At 58.7% G+C, this 21638-nt stretch carries 19 protein-coding genes, 1 tRNA gene and 1 pseudogene; 14 read left to right on the top strand and 7 right to left on the bottom strand.

The window, feature by feature from the left end; translation table 11 throughout:
* The first annotated feature begins 142 nt into the window (after window positions 1-142).
* Entirely contained in the window at window positions 143-1588 is a 1446-nt protein-coding gene (locus RVY79_RS13795) for a DASS family sodium-coupled anion symporter (protein ID WP_317464887.1), read from the top strand.
* A gap of 126 nt (window positions 1589-1714) precedes the next feature.
* Here the strand turns inward: RVY79_RS13795 and RVY79_RS13790 are convergent, their stop codons facing one another.
* Together RVY79_RS13790 and RVY79_RS13785 are read right to left on the bottom strand one after the other, a co-directional pair.
* Window positions 1715-2443, bottom strand: a complete 729-nt coding sequence (locus tag RVY79_RS13790) for an LrgB family protein (RefSeq protein ID WP_317464886.1) — start codon at window positions 2441-2443, stop codon at window positions 1715-1717.
* Window positions 2440-2778, bottom strand: coding sequence for a CidA/LrgA family protein (locus RVY79_RS13785; RefSeq protein ID WP_317464884.1), 339 nt, complete (start codon window positions 2776-2778; stop codon window positions 2440-2442). Before RVY79_RS13785 ends, RVY79_RS13790 begins: the two co-directional genes overlap by 4 nt.
* Before the next feature lie 257 nt (window positions 2779-3035).
* On the opposite strand from RVY79_RS13785, the gene RVY79_RS13780 reads away from it, so the two are divergent.
* Window positions 3036-3112 (top strand) — tRNA-Pro (locus RVY79_RS13780).
* A 144-nt stretch (window positions 3113-3256) separates the two neighbouring features.
* On the top strand, window positions 3257-3460 hold the full coding sequence (locus RVY79_RS13775) for a hypothetical protein (protein ID WP_317464883.1): 204 nt from the start codon (window positions 3257-3259) through the stop codon (window positions 3458-3460).
* Window positions 3461-3524: 64 nt separating this feature from the next.
* On the opposite strand, the gene RVY79_RS13770 is transcribed toward RVY79_RS13775, so the two are convergent.
* The 3 genes from RVY79_RS13770 to RVY79_RS13760 all read right to left on the bottom strand — a co-directional run bounded on the left by RVY79_RS13770 (window position 3525) and on the right by RVY79_RS13760 (window position 4854).
* Window positions 3525-3659: a hypothetical protein gene (locus RVY79_RS13770; RefSeq protein ID WP_317464882.1), complete on the bottom strand. Its 135-nt coding sequence runs from the start codon at window positions 3657-3659 to the stop codon at window positions 3525-3527.
* Between the two features lie 80 nt (window positions 3660-3739).
* The gene (locus RVY79_RS13765; protein ID WP_317464881.1) at window positions 3740-4171 is read right to left on the bottom strand and encodes a hypothetical protein; all 432 of its coding nucleotides are present in this window, start codon (window positions 4169-4171) and stop codon (window positions 3740-3742) included.
* On the bottom strand, window positions 4168-4854 hold the full coding sequence (locus RVY79_RS13760) for a TetR/AcrR family transcriptional regulator (protein WP_317464880.1): 687 nt from the start codon (window positions 4852-4854) through the stop codon (window positions 4168-4170). The genes RVY79_RS13765 and RVY79_RS13760 overlap by 4 nt, the downstream gene beginning before the upstream one ends.
* A 247-nt stretch (window positions 4855-5101) precedes the next feature.
* Between RVY79_RS13760 and xdhA the strand changes: the two genes are divergently transcribed.
* The 11 genes and pseudogenes from xdhA (at window position 5102) to RVY79_RS13705 (ending at window position 18808) form a co-directional block, all read left to right on the top strand.
* Window positions 5102-6544: a xanthine dehydrogenase small subunit gene (gene xdhA, locus RVY79_RS13755; protein ID WP_317464878.1), complete on the top strand. Its 1443-nt coding sequence runs from the start codon at window positions 5102-5104 to the stop codon at window positions 6542-6544.
* Window positions 6528-8972 carry a xanthine dehydrogenase molybdopterin binding subunit gene (xdhB, locus tag RVY79_RS13750; RefSeq protein WP_317464876.1) on the top strand — a complete coding sequence of 815 codons (2445 nt, stop codon included), beginning with the start codon at window positions 6528-6530 and terminating at the stop codon, window positions 8970-8972. Before xdhA ends, xdhB begins: the two co-directional genes overlap by 17 nt.
* Window positions 8969-9835, top strand: coding sequence for a xanthine dehydrogenase accessory protein XdhC (xdhC, locus tag RVY79_RS13745; protein ID WP_317464875.1), 867 nt, complete (start codon window positions 8969-8971; stop codon window positions 9833-9835). The genes xdhB and xdhC overlap by 4 nt, the downstream gene beginning before the upstream one ends.
* A 50-nt stretch (window positions 9836-9885) precedes the next feature.
* Window positions 9886-11244 carry a guanine deaminase gene (gene guaD, locus RVY79_RS13740; protein WP_317464874.1) on the top strand — a complete coding sequence of 453 codons (1359 nt, stop codon included), beginning with the start codon at window positions 9886-9888 and terminating at the stop codon, window positions 11242-11244.
* 138 nt (window positions 11245-11382) lie between these two features.
* A complete protein-coding gene (locus tag RVY79_RS13735; protein WP_317464873.1) occupies window positions 11383-12765 on the top strand; it encodes a nucleobase:cation symporter-2 family protein in 1383 nt (460 codons plus the stop codon).
* Between the two features lie 45 nt (window positions 12766-12810).
* Window positions 12811-14037 (top strand): FAD-dependent urate hydroxylase HpxO, encoded by a 1227-nt coding sequence (hpxO, locus tag RVY79_RS13730; RefSeq protein WP_317464872.1) that lies wholly within the window; start codon window positions 12811-12813, stop codon window positions 14035-14037.
* Between the two features lie 70 nt (window positions 14038-14107).
* Window positions 14108-14770 carry a response regulator transcription factor gene (locus RVY79_RS13725; RefSeq protein WP_317464870.1) on the top strand — a complete coding sequence of 221 codons (663 nt, stop codon included), beginning with the start codon at window positions 14108-14110 and terminating at the stop codon, window positions 14768-14770.
* Window positions 14767-16170, top strand: a complete 1404-nt coding sequence (locus tag RVY79_RS13720; protein ID WP_317464869.1) for an ATP-binding protein — start codon at window positions 14767-14769, stop codon at window positions 16168-16170. Before RVY79_RS13725 ends, RVY79_RS13720 begins: the two co-directional genes overlap by 4 nt.
* A gap of 12 nt (window positions 16171-16182) precedes the next feature.
* The gene (locus tag RVY79_RS13715; protein ID WP_317464868.1) at window positions 16183-17553 is read left to right on the top strand and encodes an MFS transporter; all 1371 of its coding nucleotides are present in this window, start codon (window positions 16183-16185) and stop codon (window positions 17551-17553) included.
* Between the two features lie 48 nt (window positions 17554-17601).
* Window positions 17602-17946, top strand: a pseudogene (locus tag RVY79_RS13710) (YkvA family protein); the annotation flags it as partial.
* A gap of 313 nt (window positions 17947-18259) precedes the next feature.
* On the top strand, window positions 18260-18808 hold the full coding sequence (locus RVY79_RS13705; RefSeq protein ID WP_317464867.1) for a cytochrome b/b6 domain-containing protein: 549 nt from the start codon (window positions 18260-18262) through the stop codon (window positions 18806-18808).
* A 316-nt stretch (window positions 18809-19124) separates the two neighbouring features.
* On the opposite strand, the gene RVY79_RS13700 is transcribed toward RVY79_RS13705, so the two are convergent.
* Together RVY79_RS13700 and RVY79_RS13695 are read right to left on the bottom strand one after the other, a co-directional pair.
* Window positions 19125-20777: a phosphoethanolamine--lipid A transferase gene (locus tag RVY79_RS13700; RefSeq protein WP_317464866.1), complete on the bottom strand. Its 1653-nt coding sequence runs from the start codon at window positions 20775-20777 to the stop codon at window positions 19125-19127.
* Between the two features lie 23 nt (window positions 20778-20800).
* A complete protein-coding gene (locus RVY79_RS13695; protein ID WP_317464864.1) occupies window positions 20801-21523 on the bottom strand; it encodes a phosphatase PAP2 family protein in 723 nt (240 codons plus the stop codon).
* Between the last annotated feature and the right edge of the window lie 115 nt (window positions 21524-21638).

Here is a 21638-nt window from a genome sequence, read left to right as displayed (position 1 = left end):
CTTGTCGCGTGGCAACAAGTCATGGTGGAAAGGCCGAACAAGCGTCTTAGACCAATGATTAAGCCACTTAAGCTTAATACTTTAGTAGCATCGCAAATATAATAAGCCAATTAATCATTCGCCGCCTTCAAGGAGGAAAGTCATGAGCGAGACTACCCACCACGCACGCGGCCTCAGTGCCGCGCAAATCGGGCTTTGGCTGGGCCCACTATGGGTCATTATATGCCTGGTCGTGCCCTCGCCGGCCGGCATGTCCTCTCCAGCATGGGCATGTGTCGGCTTTGCACTGCTGATGGCCACATGGTGGGCCACCGAGGCCATTCCGATACCTGCGACCTCATTGCTCCCCATGGTCCTCGCCCCGGTGCTGGGCATCGACGAACTCGATACCGTGGCAGCCAGTTACGCCGACCCTATCATTTATCTCTTCCTGGGGGGCTTCTTGCTGGGCATCGCGATGCAGCGCTGGAACCTGCATCGACGCATCGCCTTGAAAGTCCTCAGTGTTATCGGCCAGAGACCACGTCAGCAAATCGCCGGGTTCATGATCGCCACAGGCTTCATCAGCATGTGGGTCTCCAATACGGCTACCAGCATCATGATGCTGCCCATTGGCATGTCCGTCGTCAGCTTACTGGGCGATGGCGACTCACGTGAAGTCTCACGCTACGCCACCGCCCTGCTGCTTGCCATTGCTTATTCCGCCAGTATAGGCGGTGTCGCCACGCTTATCGGCACCCCACCCAACGCCTTACTCGCGGGATATCTCTCCGGCGAAGGCATCGATATAGGCTTCGCCCAATGGATGACCATCGGCTTGCCGGTCAGCATCGTGATGATGGCCGTGACATGGTGGTGGTTGACTTACAAAGGGTTCGATTTGCAACAAAGCGACGATGGCGAGGAGATGATTCGCCGCGAACTCGAATCGCTCGGCACCATGACTGCTGCCGAGCGCCGGGTCGGCCTGATCTTTCTCATGGCTGCCACCGCCTGGATGTTTCGCCCTCTATTGAACCAGGTCGGGCTCGACTGGCTATCGGATACCACCATTGCTCTGGCCGCCGGTATTGGACTGTTTCTCTTCCCTAGTGGAGACAAGGCACGCGGCGCACTGCTCGATTGGGAAAGCGCCAAGGAACTTCCCTGGGGTGTGCTGCTGCTTTTCGGCGGCGGGTTAGCGTTGGCAGGAATGATCAAGAGCTCCGGCCTGGCCGAATGGATCGCTCAACAGCTTTCGATCTTCAGCGTATTCCCGCTATTGATGTTGGTAGGCATCATCGTGCTGGTCATCATCTTCCTGACCGAAGTTACCTCCAACACGGCCACGGCAGCGGCCTTCCTGCCGCTTCTCGGCGCGCTCGCCATCTCGCTGGACATGGACCCACTCTTGATAACGGTCCCCGCCGCCATTGCCGCCAGTTGTGCCTTCATGATGCCGGTTGCGACCCCACCCAATGCCATCGTGTTCGCGACGGGGCATATGAAGATTCAATCGATGATCCGCGCCGGACTGCTGCTCAACATCGTCGGCACACTACTGATCACGCTAATCACCGTTACCCTGCTTCGTTTTCTATGGGCGTGATGGCCTCATAGAATAATCGATCATGCATATTAAAAATCGACGCATGGCAACGCCTCATCGGGCGTTGCCTTTTTGTTATCGATTTCTGGGTTTTGAACAACGTCAAGATAACGGTATAAAATATATTCAAAGACCGAACAGATGCACCAAAGGCGGCAAAAGGAAGGCCGTCAGCAGCCCCGTCAGTCCCATCGCCAGCCCCGCAAAGGCGCCCGCCACTGCGCCGATCGAAGAAAAGGAATAGGCCGTTCCGAAACCATGCGCCGCCAACCCCATGGTAAAGCCTTGTACGCTGGGATCACGCACCCTGACCAAGCGGAAAATGACCGGACCCAACGCGCAACCCAAGGAGCCCGTCAACAACACCAAACCCGCCGCCAACGACGGAATCCCCCCCAGCTTCTCGGCAATCCCCATCGCAATGGGCGAGGTCACTGATCTAGGAGCCAAGGTGAGCACGGTCTCTCGGCTGGCCCCCAAGAGCATGGCGACACCCACGGTGGAAGTTACCGCCGTCACGATACCTGCACCACACCCCACCATGATCGGCAACAACATGCGCCTGACCCGCTCTCTATAATCATAGAGTGGAATAGCCAGGGCCACTGTCGCTGGGCCGAGCAGAAAGTGAATGAACTGAGCACCTTCGAAATAGGTAGCGTAATCGGTATGGGTGAGTTTCAGAAACACGATGAGCAACACGATGGCGATTATCACCGGATGCAAAAATGGCGTACCGCCCAGGCGCCGATTTAGCTGAGTCGCCGCCATGAAAGCCAGCAGAGTCACCAATAAGTACAGCAACGGACTCGCCGAGAGGTACACCCATAGCTGATCGAGTCCCGGCACGCTCATGAGCGATCCTCTCGCAATGCGTCACGCGGATCCTGCGGCGTCGACCGGGTAAGCCACTCCATTACTTTCGCGGTGACGGCCAGCGTCAGCGCTGTCGAAACCACCAGGGTAATCACGATCGGCCAGAAATCGGTTTTGATAAGATCAAAGTGCACCATAATGCCTACGCCTGCGGGCACGAACAGCAGTGTCAGATAGCGCAGCAGACCTTCGCCGCTTGCACGTAACCCTGCCGGCACCCGTCCATTGAGCATCAATGCCACCAAAAGCACGACCATCCCGACCACAGGACCGGGAACGGGCAGGCTCAGGGCATGCACCAAGAGTTCGCCCATGAATTGGCATCCCAACAGTATGCTCATACCTAAAATAAGTGGCATTGTCATTTACTCCCCACGGAACACCACTATTTTACATCTTTCGTCTAACGCCCATATCACCATCTGGGAAGAGCCCGACCACACAGACCCAATCACGCGGCAAGCACTTGAAAAAAAAGCGCTAACGAGGGTTTTCATTTACACGAACCCAAGGTAGTATACGCATCGTTCTCAGGCAGGGCCCTATAGGCACCCGCTAGTGAACGTAGAAACGGAGCGTGGCGCAGCTTGGTAGCGCGCTGCAATGGGGTTGCAGAGGTCGCTGGTTCGAATCCAGTCGCTCCGACCAAAAGATTGAAGAAAAACCGCCACTTACGGGTCATGCCGGGTGGCGGTTTTTCGTTGTGCTAGCATCATGGTGATGATTGCCGGGAACACTCGCCAACATGACGAGTCCCACGTTCGGCTACAGCAATTCCCAGCGAGGTCCAACATGCTGCATGACGCCATTGAGATACGGAAAATCGCCGGCCCCGACGAGAACGACGTCCGCTATGAAGTCTACGATAGCGACACGGGCGTCAGTCTAGGGCTTTACCAAAGCATGGAACATGCCGAAGCCGAGCGTCAGCGAATGAAGGCGTCTGACGACGAGGTCAAGTCAGGCGAAAAGGACGACGACCCCAGCGTGGAATGATCATTCCAAAACGGCTTGGCTATCGCTGCCAAGCCGTCTTGATCGAACGCTAAAAGCCTCGCCTCTAACGATGCCGCCATAAATCCCACCCGATCCCGCCAGCGATGCCAATAATGACACCCGCTAGCAGATTGCCTATCACCAGCCAGGTGACCAGCCCGATCATGATGCCGAGCAGTGCTCCGGGTAGTTCCTTCATGGCATCTCCGAAAAGCATTGAGTTACATAGGGCTGAACGCATCCTGATGCACACAGGCCCATGTATCCCAGCGCAACCGCTTACGTCATTTTCTGCCATTCGATCAGAGCCGCCGCCACGGCATGGGGATCAAAACCACTACGATGTAGGCTCGACGACATGATCGCGGCCTGCGCACCTTGGCGGGTCACAAAGAGACGGTAGCCCGTGTAGTCGCCACGCTCACAACGCACGTTGACCTGACCACAAACGACCCGGTTGGCGGGGCCACCGACTCGCGGAGCCACGGCGCGGATATCGCGAAAAACCGCGGTGGCGGGATACTTGAGCAGCTTCCTGACATTCGCCTGCGCGAGATAGATTTCTTCATCGGTTGCTGAAGCCCACTCCAAGTGATCGCGTGCAATCTGCGCCGTGATCGCTCCTGGTTTATCCGGGGGATCCGCCGGCAGCGACGATGAATCGTCGATCAAGCCGCCGCTGACCAGGAGCAAGATGCCCCAAAGTTTCATGTTGTCTCCTTACTGTGAAGATCCTGGCGATGATGTTCAGTGTCGACATTCGCTGCAGGGCGAACGCCACATCCCTTGAGAATGACATGGCATAGAAAATCGGTGACCGAACGGTACTCGCTTTCCCCGAGCGCTGCCTGGTCGGTAATGCCCAGTATTTGCGCCTCGAAATCCGCATAATGCTGAGTAGCCGACCAGATCAAGAAAATCAGCCACACCGGATCAACAGGATCCATCAGACCCTTTTCCGCCCAGCGCTCGAAGACACGTGCCCGCGAGCGCACCCACTCACGCAGCTCGCCGTGCAAGTATTCCTGAAGAAAAGGCGCGCCCTGAAGCACCTCGGCGGCGAACAAGCGAGAGCCTTGGGGGTGTTGCCGCGTCAGGCGCATCTTGCTGCGAATGAAGCCTTCCAGCACCTCGCCCGGATCATCATCCTCGCCGATACCATCCAGCATGGCGTTCCAGCGAGCCATCATACGCTCGAGCAGCGCCACGTACAGCTTGCGTTTGCTGCCTACATAATACAGCACGTTGGACTTGGGCAGCCCCGCCGCTTCGGCGATGGCCTGCACGCTCGCGCCTCGATAACCATGACACGCGAATACGCGCTCGGCCGCCTCGAGAATCACGCTTTCATTGCGCGCCCGCGTTCCCAACTCGGGCGAATTCATCGATGTCATGACCACTCTCTTCGTCTGCCGGTACGGAAGTCTGCCCCAGCGAGCGTCACCGGTGCAACGCACACCTACACCACATTGTGCCGCTTCTTGACAATCGATAATGCGCGCGACGGTGGGCGATAAACAAGCGCACGCAGGACTTGTCATGAACGACTTTTTGATTAAGGCTGAACAGAGTTGACCGAATGGTCATATCGACATGCGCGTGCGCACCTCGGACCACAACGACAACCCGATGGACACTCCGATGATCGAGTTTTATCTCAATGGCGAAGCGCAACGCTGTGCCTCGCTGGCGCCGGACACCAGCATTCTGGAGCTCTTGCGCAACGAATTGCAGCGAACCGGCACCAAGGAAGGCTGCGCCTCGGGCGACTGCGGCGCGTGCACCGTCGCCATCGGCGAGCCCGACCGAGACGGTCGCTTGCACTATCACAGTACCAATGCCTGCATCACCCCGGCCCATCAGCTACAGGGGCGACACCTCGTCACCGTCGAGGGGCTCGCGCGCGGCGACGCCTTGCATCCCGTTCAATCAGCCATGGTCGAGTGCCATGCCAGCCAGTGCGGTTTCTGCACTCCCGGCATCGTCATGTCGCTGTTCACGCTTCATGAGCGCCAGCGCCAGGCGCCGGTCGCGCTGGACGATGCATGCCTCGAAGCAACGCTGGGCGGCAATCTATGCCGCTGTACGGGCTACCGACCCATCCAGAAGGCCGCACGCCACATGGCCGATCAACCCGACGTGCGCCCGCCCTGGGCGGATGACCCAAGGCTCGACAACGATGTCGCGGCCTTGGAGAACACGCTCGAGGCCACCGGCTATGCCATGCCGAACACACTGGAGACCCTGCACGCACTACGTCGTCAATATCCGGCGGCGCGCCTGGTAGCTGGGGCCACCGACCTGTGGCTCGAGACCACGCAACGGCTCGAAGCTTTCGAGAACCTGATCGACGTCAGCCGCGTCGCCGAATTGCAGGCAATCGAGGAGACGCCCGACGGCTGGTGGATCGGCGCCAGCGTCACCTACGCGCGCCTCGAACCGCTGTTCGACGAGGTTTACCCCGCGTTCGCTCGGCTTTTACGGCGCCTGGGCTCCGCACAGATCCGCAATCGCGGCACTCTGGGCGGCAACATCGCTAATGCCTCGCCCATCGGCGACACGCCACCGGTCTTGCTCGCGCTCGACGCCCAACTGGCGCTGGAAGGCCCCGATGGCGCCCGGAAGCTGCCTCTGGAGGCCTTCTTTCTCGACTACAAGCGTACCGCCCTCGAACCCGGCGAATTCATTCGCGCCATCTTTCTACCGCGCCCCGAAAGCGATCAGCATCTCGAGGTCTGGAAACTCTCCAAGCGCCGCGAGGACGATATCTCGGCGGTGCTCGGCGCCTTTGCCTGGCGTGAGGAAAATGGCTGTCTGCGCGACGTTCACCTAGCCTTCGGCGGCATGGATGCCACACCACGGCGCGCCCAGGCCACCGAAGCCGCCCTGGAGGGACACCCTCCCGATGTAACGACATTCGATGCGGCTCGCCAAGCCCTCGCGCGCGACTTCAGTCCGCTCGATGACGTGCGTGGTTCCGCCGCCTACCGCCGAGTCGCGGCGGCCAATTTGCTCGAACGCCTGCGCCTGACGATCGACCACGACGCTGCCCAGGAGGTCTGCCTCGATGCGTACGCTCACTGATCTCTCACGCCCGCCGGCCGGACCTGAAACACCCGACCGCCCCGCAGCACAGACACACGCCCGCCATGCCCCCACGCATGACAGCGCCACGTTGCATGTCACCGGTCGTGCGCGATATCTCGACGACCAACCCGCGCCGGCGGATGCGCTACATGTTGCGGTGGGGCTGAGTCCGACCGCACGCGGCAGGATTACACAGATGAATCTCGACGCGGTACGCCGCGCCCCCGGTGTCGTCGACGTCATCAGCGTCACCGACATCCCCGGCAAAACCGACGTCGGCCCCGTGTTTCCGGGCGATCCACTACTCGCCGATGCCGAGGTGCGCTATGTCGGGCAGCCGCTGTTTGCAGTGGCCGCCACTGATTTCAAGGCGGCCCGCCGCGCCGTGGCACTTGCCGAGGTCGAGATCGATGCTCAGCCCGCACGACTCGACGCCGTTGCGGCCGCCGAGGCCGAGGAATGGGTCCGCCCCCCGCATGTTCAGCAAAGCGGCGACTGGCAACAGGCGCTTTCCGATGCCACTCACGTGCTCGAGGCCGAACAATTCGTCGGTGGGCAGGAGCACTTCTACCTCGAGGGGCAAGCCTGTCTGGCGCTGCCCAACGAGGACGACGGCGTCATTGTGCATACTTCCAGCCAGCATCCCAGTGAAGTACAGAAACTCATTGCCGAAGTGCTAGGTGTAGCGTTTCATGCCGTGACCGTGGAAGTGCGTCGCATGGGCGGCGGCTTCGGCGGCAAGGAAACCCAGGCCGCGCCATGGGCGTGCCTGGCCGCGCTGCTGGCCCGTCGCACCGGGCGCGCCATTCGCCTGCGCCTGCCACGCGGCGATGACATGCGCGCAACCGGCAAGCGCCACCCCTTCCATAACCGCTATCGGCTGGGATTCGACGCCCAGGGCATATTGCTGGGCGGCGAGATCACCACCATCGGCGACTGCGGCCACTCGCCGGACTTGTCCGAAGCCATCGTCGACCGTGCCATGTTCCATGCCGACAACGCCTACTCGCTGGGTGATGCCCGGGTCACCGGAATCCCCGCGCGGACGCACAATCCGTCCAATACCGCTTTTCGCGGCTTCGGCGGCCCCCAGGGCATGATGATCGTCGAGCGCGCCATGGACGATATTGCACGGCACCTGGGCGAAGATCCGCTGACCATCCGCAAGCGCAACCTCTACCGCCCCGGACGGGACGTCACCCATTACGGCCAACACGTCGAGCAGACCGCACTGCTGCACGAGATCGTCTCGCGGCTCGAAGCCGACAGCGACTACTGGGCGCGACGCGATGCCATCCGCGCCTACAACGTCCAGAGCAAAATCCTCAAGAAGGGCCTGGCGCTGACCCCGGTGAAATTCGGCATTTCGTTCACCGCCAAGCACCTCAACCAGGCCGGCGCGCTGTTGCACATCTATACCGACGGCAGCGTGATGATCAATCACGGCGGCACCGAGATGGGCCAGGGGTTGCACACCAAGGTCGGGCAAGTCGTGGCGCGTGAGCTGGGGCTCGACAACAGCGCCGTGCGTATTTCCGCCACGCGCACCGATAAGGTGCCCAACACCTCGCCGACCGCGGCCTCCAGCGGCGCCGATCTCAACGGCATGGCGGCCCGCAACGCGGCCATCCAGGTGCGCGAGCGGCTTTTCGATTTCGCCGCTGAACACTTTTTTCAAGATCAGCAGTTCGATCGCCAAGGCATGCGTCTCGAAGCTGGCGAGCTGGTCGTCGGTAGTAGCGAGAGCGGCGAGAGCGAGCGACGCATCGCCTGGGGCGAGCTCGTCCAAGCCGCTTATCTGGGGCGCGTGTCGCTCTCGGCGACGGGGTTCTATGCCACGCCGTTGATTCATTACGACCGCGCCACCGGCCAAGGGCGCCCCTTCTACTACTATGCGCATGGTGCCGCCGTCTCGGAAGTTGTCGTCGACACCCTGAGCGGCGAATATCGCGTCACCCGCGTGGATATCCTGCACGACGTCGGCGACTCGCTGAATCCGGCGATCGACACGGGCCAGGTCGAAGGCGGGTTCATACAGGGCATGGGCTGGCTGACCAGCGAGGAGCTCAAGTGGGATGCCACCGGTCGCTTGCTGAGCGATGGGCCGGCGACCTACAAGATTCCCACCATCGGCGATACCCCACCCGACTTTCGCGTCTCGCTGCTCGAGGGGCACCCCAATTCGCAGGCCAGTTTGTATCGCTCCAAGGCAGTGGGCGAGCCGCCCTTCATGCTGGCGATCTCGGTGTGGTCGGCGCTACGCGACGCACTGTCGAGCATCGCCGATTACCGTGTGAGCCCCGCTCTGGACACACCAGCCACGCCGGAGCGCGTGCTCTTCGCCGCGCAGGCCCTGCGCCAAGCCCCTGAAGCGAAGACGCCAGCGAAGACGCCAGCGAAGACGCCAGCGGAGACGCCGCAATGAGCGCCGAGACCTGGCACAGCGCCCTGCACCGTCTGCAAGCCGATGCCACGCCCCATGTACTGATCAGCGTGGTCGGCGCCGAAGGCTCCACGCCGCGCGAACCCGGTGCCAAGATGGTGGTAACCGTCGAGACCAGCCACGACACGCTCGGCGGTGGCCGCTTCGAATACCAGGCCATCGCCTGCGCACGCGACATGCTCGCCGCCAGCGCGCGTGGCGAGCAGACGACCACGCCACATCTCGAAGCCTTTCCCCTGGGCGGCCGCAGCGGGCAGTGTTGCGGCGGGCACGTCAGCTTGCTGTTCGAGTGTTTCGCAGGCGCCGAGCAGCACATCGCCGTATTCGGTGCCGGCCACGTCGCGCAGGCACTCGTGCCCTTGCTGACACCGCTTGCCTGGCGGATACACTGGTTCGACAGCCGTGCCGACGCCTTCACGGCATTCCCGCCCTCGCCGCGCGTCGATTGCCACCGCCTCGATGAGCATGCCATCGAGACGGCCCTGGAAAGCCTTCCGCACGGTGTCCATGCGCTCGTCATGACTCATGACCACGCCCAGGATCGGCGTCTCGTCGATGCCCTGCTAAGTAAGGCTGGCGTGGCCTCCATCGGCTTGATCGGCTCGCAAAGCAAGTGGGCGAGTTTCCAGCGTCCATTGCGCGATGCCGGGCACGACACGAACGCCCTGGCGCGGGTACGCTGCCCGATCGGCATCCCCGGTGCGGGCGGCAAGCGGCCCTATGAGATCGCGTTGGCCATCGCCGCCGAATTACTGACCTTTGCCCCGGCCGAGACCCACGCGTCACAGCGTGGAGTGACGCCCACCACCTGGCGCCAGACGACCGGCCAAGGTGTGCACCTCTGAGGCCGATAGCAGCACCGTTTTCGTCATTTTCCGTTTACAAGAGCGTTTCCATGACCCACTCCCGATTGCTACGCGGCGCCGTGCTGACCTTCAATGCCGATCCCGGCGAAGCACCCACCCCGGAATCCGATAGCCTGCGCTATTGGGAAGACGGCGCCGTGTGGGTGGAAGGTGGCCGCATTCGCGCCGTCGACGACTTTTCCGTCCTCGCCCCGCATGTACCCCAGGAAATCGAGGTCGTCGACTACCGCGGCAAGCTGATCATGCCTGGCTTCATCGACAGCCACGTGCACTATTCACAACTCGATATCATCGCCTCGTTCGGCCGCGAACTGCTCGACTGGCTCAACGACTACACCTTCCCCGCCGAATGCCGTTTCGCTAAACACGCCCATGCTGCAGACGTCGCCGAGCGCTTCCTCGACGAGATGCTGCGTGGTGGTACCACCACCGCTCAAGTATTCTGCACCTCTCACCCAGGCTCGGTAGACAGCATCTTCAGTGCCGCCAGCAAGCGTCGACTGCGCTTGCTGGCGGGCAAGGTGCTGATGGACCGCCATGCCCCGGAGGCGCTCACCGACACCGCCACCGGTGGCATCCGCGATAGCGAGCGGCTCATCGCCGACTGGCACGGCAAAGATCGTCTGGCGTATTCGTTGACGCCGCGTTTCGCCCCGACATCGAGTCGCGAACAACTCGATGCCGTGGGTGGCGTGCTGCGCAACGACCAAAGCCTGTATCTACAAAGCCATCTCTCGGAAAATCGCGGCGAACTCGCCTGGGTCGCCGAGCTGTTCCCCGAATGCCGTGACTATCTTGCCGTCTACGAACGTTATGGGCTGGTCGGCCCACGCAGCACCTACGCGCACGGCATTCATCTCTCCGAAGACGAGCGCATTCGGCTTGCCGATGCCGGCGCCAATATCGCCTTCTCGCCGACATCCAACCTGTTTCTGGGCAGCGGACTCTTCGATCGCCTCGCCACTCGTGACGCCGGCGTCGTCACCTCGCTGGCCAGTGACGTGGGGGCCGGCACCGGGCTATGCGGCCTGACGACGCTGCAAGGCGCTTATCAGGTCGGCGCCTTGCTTGGCCAACCCCTGACCGCCTGGCAGGGGCTTTATCGGCTCACGCTAGGCAACGCTCGAGCACTGCACCTCGACCATTGTATCGGCCGCGTGCACGCCGGGCATGAAGCCGATCTTGTGGTGCTGGATCTTGCCGCCACGCCTTTGCTGGCACGCCGCACGCAAGTCGCCGACACACTCGGCGAGCGGCTCTTCGCACTGATGATGCTGGGCGATGACCGGTGCGTGTACGCCACTTGGGCCGACGGTCACCTAGTGCACCAACGTGATGCACATGATTGCCACGTAGCACCAATGGAGCGCACTGACGCACATCCATGAGGCATCAATCCTCGCCAGCGCCCTGGCATGCGGTGCGTCTGTCGATGAAACACACTTGGCACTCCTATTGCTTATGCATTGCAGCATAATTTTGTATACATAAAGCCCGCCACATGATCGGGTACAAGGAGCCAAGCCATGTCAGTCGATCAACCCCTCTATCGCCTCGAGGATCGCCCCGGGCCCCTAGCCGCGCTGCTCGCCGCCATGCAACACGTACTCGCCAGCTTCGTGGGCATTATCGCCCCCAGTCTGATCGTGGGCAGCGCCTTGGGGCTCGACCAGTACATGTCGTATCTGATCAGCATGGCGCTCTTCGTCTCGGGCGTGGCAACATGGGTGCAATCCCAGCGCCTCGGGCCGCTAGGGTCGGGGCTCTTGAGTGTTCAGGGGACGAGCTTCTCGTTCGTCGCCGCACTGATTGCCGCCGGCGAGACCGCGCGGGCCGGCGGCGCCAGCGACGAGGCCGTCATCGCGACATTGCTCGGCGTCTGTGCCGTGGGCAGTTTCATCGAGATCGCCCTCGGCGGCATGCTGCATCGCCTCAAACGCATCATCACGCCCACCGTGACCGGCGTAGTCGTGACCTTGATCGGTCTGTCGCTGGTCAAGGTGGGCGTCACCGACATGGCCGGCGGATTCGGCGCCGAGGATTTCGGCAGCCTCGCCAACCTGGGCCTGGCGGCGCTGGTGATCGTCGTAGTACTGGCTTGTCAAATGTCCCGTCACACTTGGCTGCGCATCGGCTCGGTCTTCTTCGGGCTCGTCATCGGCTGTCTCGTGGCCGCGATCACCGGCCAGTTCGAAGGCCGTCCAGAGGCACTCGATTGGTTCGCCCTGCCGCAACCGCTACGCTTCGGCATCGGCTTCGACTGGACAGCCTTCGTCCCCGTGGCGTTCATCTTCCTGGTCACTGCCATCGAGACCGTGGGTGATCTCACCGGCACGTCGCGCGCCTCAAACGAACCCGTCAGCGGCCCAGTCTATCAACGCCGGATACGCGGCGGAGTGCTGGCCGATGGCGTCAACTCCTTGATCGCGGCACTGTTCAATACGTTCCCGAACACCACCTTCAGCCAGAATACCGGCGTCGTGCAGTTGACCGGCGTGGCCAGCCGCCATGTGGGGCGCTACGTCGCGGTCATCCTGCTGTTACTGGGGCTCATTCCTGCACTCGGCACCCTGCTGCAGTTCATCCCACGCCCCGTGCTCGGCGCCGCGACGACCTTGATGTTCGGCCTGATCGCCGTCTCCGGCATCCGCATCCTCAGCGACCAAGCGATGACCCGCAAGACGATCATGACCATCGCCGTGTCGCTGGGCATGGGGCTCGGTGTTCAGCTCGTGCCCGAAGCCCTCGCCGGGCTGCCCGAGACCGCCGAACGCATCTTCTCCTCGTCGATCACTACCGGCGGACTGGCCGCCATTCTGTGCACCCTGTTGCTGCCCGGCAGCACCGGAGACGCCGAGGAGCCCGCCGATGCGACGCCACGCGCTACGGCACCCAATCAGTCTTCGTAATCCATAACAACCTCGCCCCATAACAATCGATCGAAGGAGTTCGCCATGTCTCGCTCAGCCAAACACGCTTCGCCCTTGCATGTCCTCGTCATTGGCGCGGGGATGGGCGGCCTGAGCACCGCGCTTGCCTTTCAACACCAGGGTCACCGAGTCACCGTCGTCGAACGCGTCCAAGAAATACGCCCAATAGGTGCGGCCATTTCCCTATGGCCCAACGGGGTCAAGGTCATGCACCGCCTCGGACTCGGCGAGACCATCGAGCGACTCAGCGGCGAGATGACCCGCATGCGCTATCTCACCCACCACGGGCAGACCTTGACCGATTTCAGTCTTGCGCCGCTGTTCGAGGACGTCGGGCAGCGCGCCTGCCCCATCGCGCGCGCCGCTCTGCAGCAGACGCTTTTCGAGGCGGTCGGCGCCGAGCATATCCAGCTCGGGCGCTGCTGCCACGACTACACGCTGGCAGACGACGGCGTCACCGCGCATTTCGAGGATGGCGGCAGCCTGCACGCCGACTTGCTGGTGGTCGCCGACGGCACGCACTCACGGCTGCGCGGCAAGCTCACGGGGCACACCGTGGAGCGTCAATACGTAGGGTACGTCAACTGGAACGTGCGTGTGGCCGCCGACGATGATCTGGCTCCGCTGCATAATTGGGACCAATACGTCGGCGACGCCAAGCGCGTCTCGTTGATGCCCATGGGCAGCGGCGGTAACGACCAGGGCACGCAGGAATTCTACTGTTTCTTCGACGTGCCCTTGCCCGCCGGCACGCCCAACGATCCGCAGCACTATCGTGACGAACTGCGCGAGCATTTCGCCGGTTGGGCCGAGCCGGTGCACACCTTGATCGAGCGCTTCGATCCCGAGCGCATGGCCCGGGTCGAAATCCACGATATCCCGCCCCTAGACACGCTCATCGCGCCCCGTGTGGCGCTACTTGGAGACGCCGCGCACGGCATGGCGCCGGATCTCGGCCAGGGCGGCTGCCAGGCCATGGAGGATGCCTGGGTGCTTGCCGAGGTCGTGCAACATGCCCTCGATGAGCACGCTGACACTTCGATGGCGATTGCCACGGCACTGACGCACTACGATGCAGCGCGTGTCGAGCGCGCCGGCGAAATCGTCGCCCGCGCACGCAAGCGCGCGGCGATGATCCATGGTCTGGACCCCGAACAAACCCATGCCTGGTATGACGAACTCGCCCACGAAGATGGCGACGCCATCCTCGCGGGGCTCAAGAAGACCATTGTCGGCGGGCCGCTGGGGTGAACGAACCTTCTTAAGAAAGACTTAAGCTTTACGCATCATGCTACGCTGGCGCCAATTCCGAGGAGGCTCCATGCGTATACTCTTGGTCGAAGACGATCCCCTGCTGGGCGATGGCATCAAGACCGCGCTCACCCGGGAAGCCTATACGGTGGATTGGTTTATCGAAGGCCATCATGCCATCGAAGCCGCCCAAAACGAGGCATTCAGCGCCATGATCCTCGATTTGGGTCTCCCCGATATGGACGGCATGGCGGTGCTTGGGCGCCTGCGTGAAGCTTCCTCACTGCCGATCCTCATCCTCACCGCGCGCGACGCCGTCGAAGAGCGCATTCGCGGGCTCGACGCCGGCGCCGACGACTACGTGCTCAAGCCCTTCAATCTGCAGGAATTGCTGGCACGCCTGCGCGTCATAACGCGCCGTGCCGAGGGACGCGCATCACGCACCCTGACTCTCGGCGCCTTGAGCATCGACGAAGCCAGCCACAGCGTCAGTTGGCAAGGGCGTGATGTCACGCTGGGGCGCCGCGAATACGCCCTACTGCTCGAATTGGCGCGCCACCCCGACAAGGTGCTCTCGCGCCCCCGTCTGGAAAGCCTGCTCTACGGATGGGGAGAAGAAGTCGCCTCAAACGCGGTGGAGGTCCACGTTCACCATCTGCGCAAGAAACTCGGCAAGTCGCTTATCACGACCGTGCGCGGCATCGGTTATCGCCTGGACCGCCGCGCGTTATGACGTCCATTCGCGATTACCTGCTCCGCACGCTCACGCTGGTACTCGTCGTGTCCGGGGGCGTAGCAGTGCTCGCCTCGTACTTGATTAGCGATCACGAGCTTGAGGAAATGCTCGACACCCAGCTCAGCCTGCACAGCCGCATCGTCGCCGGCCAGCTACCGGAGAACACCAGCGATGCCGAACTCGCACGGCTAGCCGACCATCTCAGTATTCCTGGCTACCCGGCACGCGCCTATCACGATGGCAAACCCCTCGCGCGCGTAGGCGATGACGGCACGCCGCCCAGGCTCTATCACGAGGAAGAACGCAAACTCGCGCTGGGATTATGGACACCCGACAAGACGCCGCGCCTGCTGCAAGGCAAGTGGACCCAGGGCGCACCCTTTCCCGCCCCCGACGAAGAAGGTTTCCGCTGGGTCGACTACGCCGGCCATCGCTGGCGCGTCTTCAGCATGTTCGACGAAGGCCACGATGTATGGATCAGCATGGGCCAACGCAGCAATTTCCAGCGCGAGATCGTGGCGCGCATCACCTGGAACAACCTCATCCCCATGTTGCTCCTGTTGCCACTCATGTTATGGCTCATGAACCGCATCATCCGCCGTGGTTTGAAACCCATCCGGCGTCTTTCGGACCAGGTACAAGGCCGGCATGCCCGTGATCTTCGGCACATTGAGCTCGACGTTCCCCACGAACTCGAGGGACTGCATCACTCGCTGAATGATTTTATCGACAGGCTGGGCGAAACACTGGAGCGTGAACGCCGCTTCACTGCAGACGCCGCGCATGAATTACGTACCCCACTGGCCGCACTGCGTATTCACTTGGACAACGTCAAGGCCGGAGAGACCGCATCACTGCAAAAGGCTTATACCGGCGTCGAGCGTTTGCAACGTGTCGTTGAACAGCTGCTGGTATTGGCACGGCTGGATCGCACACCGGATAACCACACCACCCCGATCGACCTCTACCCCATCGTCATCGAACTCATGGCCGACCTGTGGCCCCTCGCTTATGAGCGCCAGCAACAATTGACGCTCGAAGGGCTCAAACAACTGCCCGTACATGCCGATGAAACCGAAGTCGGCATCCTGTTCCGCAATCTGCTCGACAACGCTCTGCGCTACACGCCGGAAGGCGGTCATGTCGAAGTGGAACTCAGCGAGACCGCGTCAGGCATCGCCCAGTTGAGCGTGCGCGACAGTGGCCCCGGCATCCCCGACGAACTGCTCGAGAAGGTGACCGAGCGCTTCCGTCGCGCCTCCGACCAACGCACCACCGGCAGCGGCCTGGGGCTTTCCATCGTCGTCGAACTGGCTCAGCGACAACAGGCGACACTTCAACTGCGCAATCGCCCTGAACATGGACTGGAAGCAACCATCGTCTGGAACACACCATGAGAGGAGGTCTCCATGCTCCAGGTGCTGTCTCACCGTATCTACCGCCACCTGTTCCTAGCCCAGGTCACTGCTCTCGTCGGCACTGGCCTGACGACCATAGCCCTGGCGCTGCTTGCCGACAGCTTAGCGGCCGGGCAAGCAGGAATCGTGCTGGGGACGGCCCTGACAATCAAAATGGTGGCCTATGTGGGGATCGCGCCGGTGGCCGGAGCCTACGCTTCGAGGCTGCCTCGCCGCGTCCTGCTGGTCGGTCTGGATCTGTTGCGCGCGTCTGTGGTCTGCGCGCTGCCCTTCGTCACCGAGGTGTGGCAGATCTATGTACTGATCTTCCTTCTCAACGCTGCTTCAGCGAGTTTCACGCCGATCTTTCAGGCGACGATCCCGGACATCCTCGAGGACGAGGAGCAATATACTCGAGCATTGTCGCTGTCCCGGCTTGCCTATGATCTTGAGAACCTGCTCAGCCCCATAGCCGCCGCAGCACTACTAACGGTGATGAGCTTCGATGTGCTGTTCCTGCTCAACGGTCTGGCCTTTCTGGGCTCGGCTGGCCTGATCATCTCGATGGCTCTGCCTACGCCGCATGCTTCTGATGAGGCACCGGGCGTATGGAGCAGGGTCTCCCATGGTGTGAAGGTCTACCTAAAGACACCTCGGTTGCGTGGGCTGCTAGCTCTCAATATGGCAGTCTCGGCCGCCGGCGCCATGCAGATTGTCAACACCGTGGTGTACGTTCGCTCCACCCTAGGTCTCGGTGGGCAGGCAGTGGCTATTGCCTTCGCGGCAGCCGGGGGCGGTTCGATGATGGTGGCTCTGCTGCTGCCGAAGGTCCTGGAGCGAGCCCGCGAACGCCCGGTCATGCTATTCGGCGGCGCCCTGATGACGCTGAGCCTGTTCCTCGGCCTTCTGGCTCCCGGATTTGTGGGCCTGCTGGGGCTGTGGCTCTTGCTAGGCGCCGGTGCCTCGATGGTCATGACTCCCACCGGGCGCCTCCTCAAGCAATCCTGCCAACCTGAAGACCGTCCGGCGCTGTTCGCCGCGCAGTTCTCGCTGTCGCATGGCTGCTGGCTATTAGCCTATCCGCTATCCGGTTGGTTCGGGGCGCATGTAGGCTTGATCGAGACCTTCGCTCTACTGGGAACAATTGCATTAGTGTCTACGGCGCTCTCGGCCCGCTTCTGGCCGTCACGGGATTCGATTCACCTTGAGCACGATCACAGCCCTGGCGCTCACACCCACCTGCATTATCACGACGAGCATCACCAGCACGAACATGAGGGTTGGGAGGGATCGGAACCCCACCGTCACCCCCATCATCATCCAGGAGGCCGGCATCGTCATGCCTTCGTGATCGATCGTCATCACTCGCAATGGCCCAAGTGAGGGTTGCTATTCTCTATGGCAATAAGGCTACTCTCGAGTGTCAAGCAATGGGCGCGCACGCTCATGCGGGACGTACATGCAGTTTGGTTGGCCGCGCACGACCCACGCACGCCGTGGTTCGCTAAGACCTTGGCGCTGTTTGTCGCTGCCTACGCGGTGTCACCCATCGACTTGATCCCTGATTTCATTCCAGTGCTCGGCTATTTAGACGATCTAGTGATCGTGCCGCTCGGTATCCTGATGGTCGTCTGGCTCATACCTGCCGAAGTGATGAAAGAGCACAGAGAAGCAGCGGACATAGCGACCGAGCGGCCAGTCAGTCGCTTGGCGGCGGGTGTGATCATTTGTATCTGGGTCGCTTGTGCTGCGCTTTTGGTCAGACTGTTCATGTGAATATATCGCCATCACCGCATCACACACCTAAGCGTCCAAGCGCCTATGACCTACATCATGGGCCTTCCCTAGTGCGAGAAGAACCACGGCGTCGACACGACCTAGCAACCCTCTGAGATAATTAATTTTTAGGTAGAGCAACAGGAAGGCGTCAACCATTTAACCCGGATTCTATAATTCCGATTCACAGAACTCATTAAGAAAAGCGTCAGAATACTTTCTTACCATGTAGCCTCCAATGCTTACTTTCAAACATTGGATAACAGTCGATTCGTATTAGGCACCGCTTTCATGTTAAGAATGGAGATACCTAATGATGCATAAAGAAGAATCCCCGCACAAGATAAAGACCTGGGACCCAGTAGTAAGGATCCTTCACTGGACACTGGTTATAGCGTTCATGACAGCCTGGGTTAGCTCTGGCCAATGGCAAACACTACATGAATGGGCGGGGTATACAGTAGGCGTCATAGTAGCATTACGCGTTTTATGGGGATTCATAGGCACTAGACATGCACGTTTCGTTAATTTTACTTACTCCCGAAAAGAGATACTTAAACATTTACGTGACATGCGGCATGGCCATGAACGATACTATGAAGGTCATAATCCTGCCGGCAGCGTCATGGTCTTTTTACTATTAGGTGGGCTTGGACTACAAGCAATATTGGGTTGGCTTTTAACAACGCACACCTTTCATGAAAGCGCACTGATAGAAACCATTCATCCAGTATTGGGGAACACTCTCTTTGCTGCAGCAATGCTGCATATTCTTGGTGTAATAATTTCAAGCAAACTAACAAGCCAAAACCTTACCAAGGTGATGATCACTAGCCGAAAATCTAAGAAACATAAAAAATAACTTTAAGAGCCGTCCTAAAGGCGGCCCTTTCAATTCACAATCTCCTCAACGGCCTGCACGAAAAACATACCTTATGAGCTTATAAAGACCCAGAACCATCGCAAAAGGTACAACCAGAACCCCCAGAAAAATATATAAAGCGAGAATACAGACCTCAAAAAAACAGCATCTAAAAAGAGCCTCGGCAACTCCCTTACGAACGCCCCCTCTCCAGTTTCTTATACTCTGGCAAACCCTTCCTAACGAGCCACACTGAAATCTATAAACCATCATACTCTCCCCCAACTCGGCGCCGCTACTTTTAAGCATTTAACAATCATGTGCGACATGCCGATGTTATGTCTTGCTCGGGCTTGTATACCGATGTAGTCACTTGCATCAAACCCAAAATGCTTGAAAACAAATTGGCATGGCTGTAATTTTTACCCTTATTCGCAAGTAGACAACTCTTATCAATTTCAGAAGAACTCAAAAAATCCTTTCCCATCCACCATGTCATGGGTACATGTGTTTGCTCATCAGGCGCGATCGAGTAGGGAAGCCCATGCAGGTAAATGCCATTCTCGCCCAGCGACTCCCCATGATCGGCAACATATATCATGGCAGCAGCGTATTTCTTTTGTGATGTCAATACGGAAATCACGCCATCAAGTACGCTATCCGTATACAAGACACCGTTATCATAAGCATTGACAATCTCTTTCCTTGTACATTCATTCAATTCAGCAGTATTGCATGTCGGAACGAATTTCTTGAACTTTTCGGGATATCGCTCGAAATAACTGGGACCATGGTTTCCCAACTGATGTAGAACTACAACCTTGTTTTCTCCATCCCCAGAAGAACTTTTCAATTCGTTCTGGAGCTGCTTAACGAGTGCCTCATCATAACAGCGACCTGATGCACAAAGATCAGGAAAATCTTTTTCCGACAGCGTCTTACTTTTAACACTATCGCAGACTCCTTTACACCCCGATTGATTATCGAACCACCTCACGTCAATACCAGCATGCTTCAAGACATCAAGTAGTGATTCATGACTTTTCAGGAACCACTCATCATAATCGTCATGCCCAAGAGGAGAAAACATGCAAGGCAACGACACGGCGGTACTGGTGCCACAAGAGGTTACATTAGGATAATTGACCACGCTGCGCTCTGCTAGCTTAGGGGTCGTCTGTCGCTCATAACCATTTAGCCCCCAATTGGCAGCACGCATCGTCTCACCCACCACAATGACAAGAAGTTCAGGCTTTTCATTTTTACTCGACACCCCGGACTTCAACACCGCATCACTTTCCAGGGGGATCTTGTCATCAGGAATGGGCTTTCCTGCAGGTGCCAAGGCTTGAATAGATGACACGATCGCATTACCCGGCGTCACCAAAAAACGTAACTCATGATGCGTTCTCATCAAGGCAGATACACTTTGAAAAGACAGCAAGATACAACCACCTAATATTATTATACTTGCAGCCAGCACCCCTAGACGCCTCAAGGAAGATCTCAAGATACTGCCCCTTTTTATACGCACCCAGGCAACGAATAAAGAAGGGATGACAGCATAGATACACATATACCCTAAAAAACCCAAGGTAAGGAGCTCATTGGCTTCCTGAGCATCAGTCTGTAAAACATTATTCACCATGTCGGTATTAAAATATACACCATAGCGGGTAGTATAAAAATTGATAGCCGCCGCCATAAAAATCAAGGCAATCAAAAAAGGCTTAACCGACCATCGATTGACAAAAACCACAAACACAACAAACTGAATAAAAACAAGAACAACCCCATACTCAAGGACAAGCAACCAGTCCATCAAGCCCGATGGGGCAACATAATCAAACGCACCCTTCCAAAAAGGCGTGTTATAAAATAGCGCAAACCCCAAACTTACCCAGAAGGTTAAAAATTCCGTCGCAAAAGTCGGACGCCAATGACCCATTTTTAAAAATACCTGATACATAATCCATATCTCTTGAATAAATACTAAATATCAATTAGCGAGGTATTTTCCGACTCTCTGACTCTATCCCTATGTAAGATAAAATAAGCCAGCACCCTTGATACACTAAAACTAATAATCAAAGACCATAAGTCATGCGACATGAAATGAGCTCCCCGCACTTGTTGGTCAATACCAAAGACAAGTCCCATAAATAGAGCCACCGCCGCTCCCAAGCGCCGCCACCCTGGGCTTTCAAAGAGGTAATCAAAAAAGAAATACAAGGCAATCCAGGCATAACCCGCACTTGCATGTCCGGCGGGAAAGCATGCTATATCGGGCAGGCCATCCGGCCATTTTTGAAGAAGTCCAATGTAAGTAATATCTCCCCCGTAGCGTACTAAGTCCCAAGGACATGCCACATTAATGCTATTCTTTATAGAAGATACCACTAGGGCTGAGAGTGCAGTTGATGTGAAAAGGTATATCGCAGGCCGGCGCAACTTTTTAATTCGCTCTACAAGAAAACTTGCAACAATTAATATCAACACCCCCACACCCATGGATATACTAAAACGCTTCCCCATATCATGAAGAACATGCTTAGTCAGCCAGGAGTCTGACAGCGTCCAATCGGAGCCCTCCATGGCATAAATAATATCTGCTAGCCTAAAATCTAATTTAAAATAAGCTATTGCAATAACTAATATGACGAACAGCGTCCATAATTTTAAAAGAGATACCCAAGGAGGGGCATTGTATTTCAACCAAGTTCTGGGGAGCATAAGAGCATCAGCTTTCTATTGTCCTAGAATGCCTTCATGATGCCATCCACTTCTTAAAGAACACTTACGTGTCACATTTAAACTCCACCAAAAAACT

The sequence above is a fragment of the Chromohalobacter sp. HP20-39 genome, from assembly GCF_033052815.1.
In the GTDB taxonomy this organism is placed as follows: domain Bacteria; phylum Pseudomonadota; class Gammaproteobacteria; order Pseudomonadales; family Halomonadaceae; genus Chromohalobacter.
Note: the sequence above shows the minus strand (reverse complement) of the source record. Positions and strands in the feature narration are given on the sequence as shown.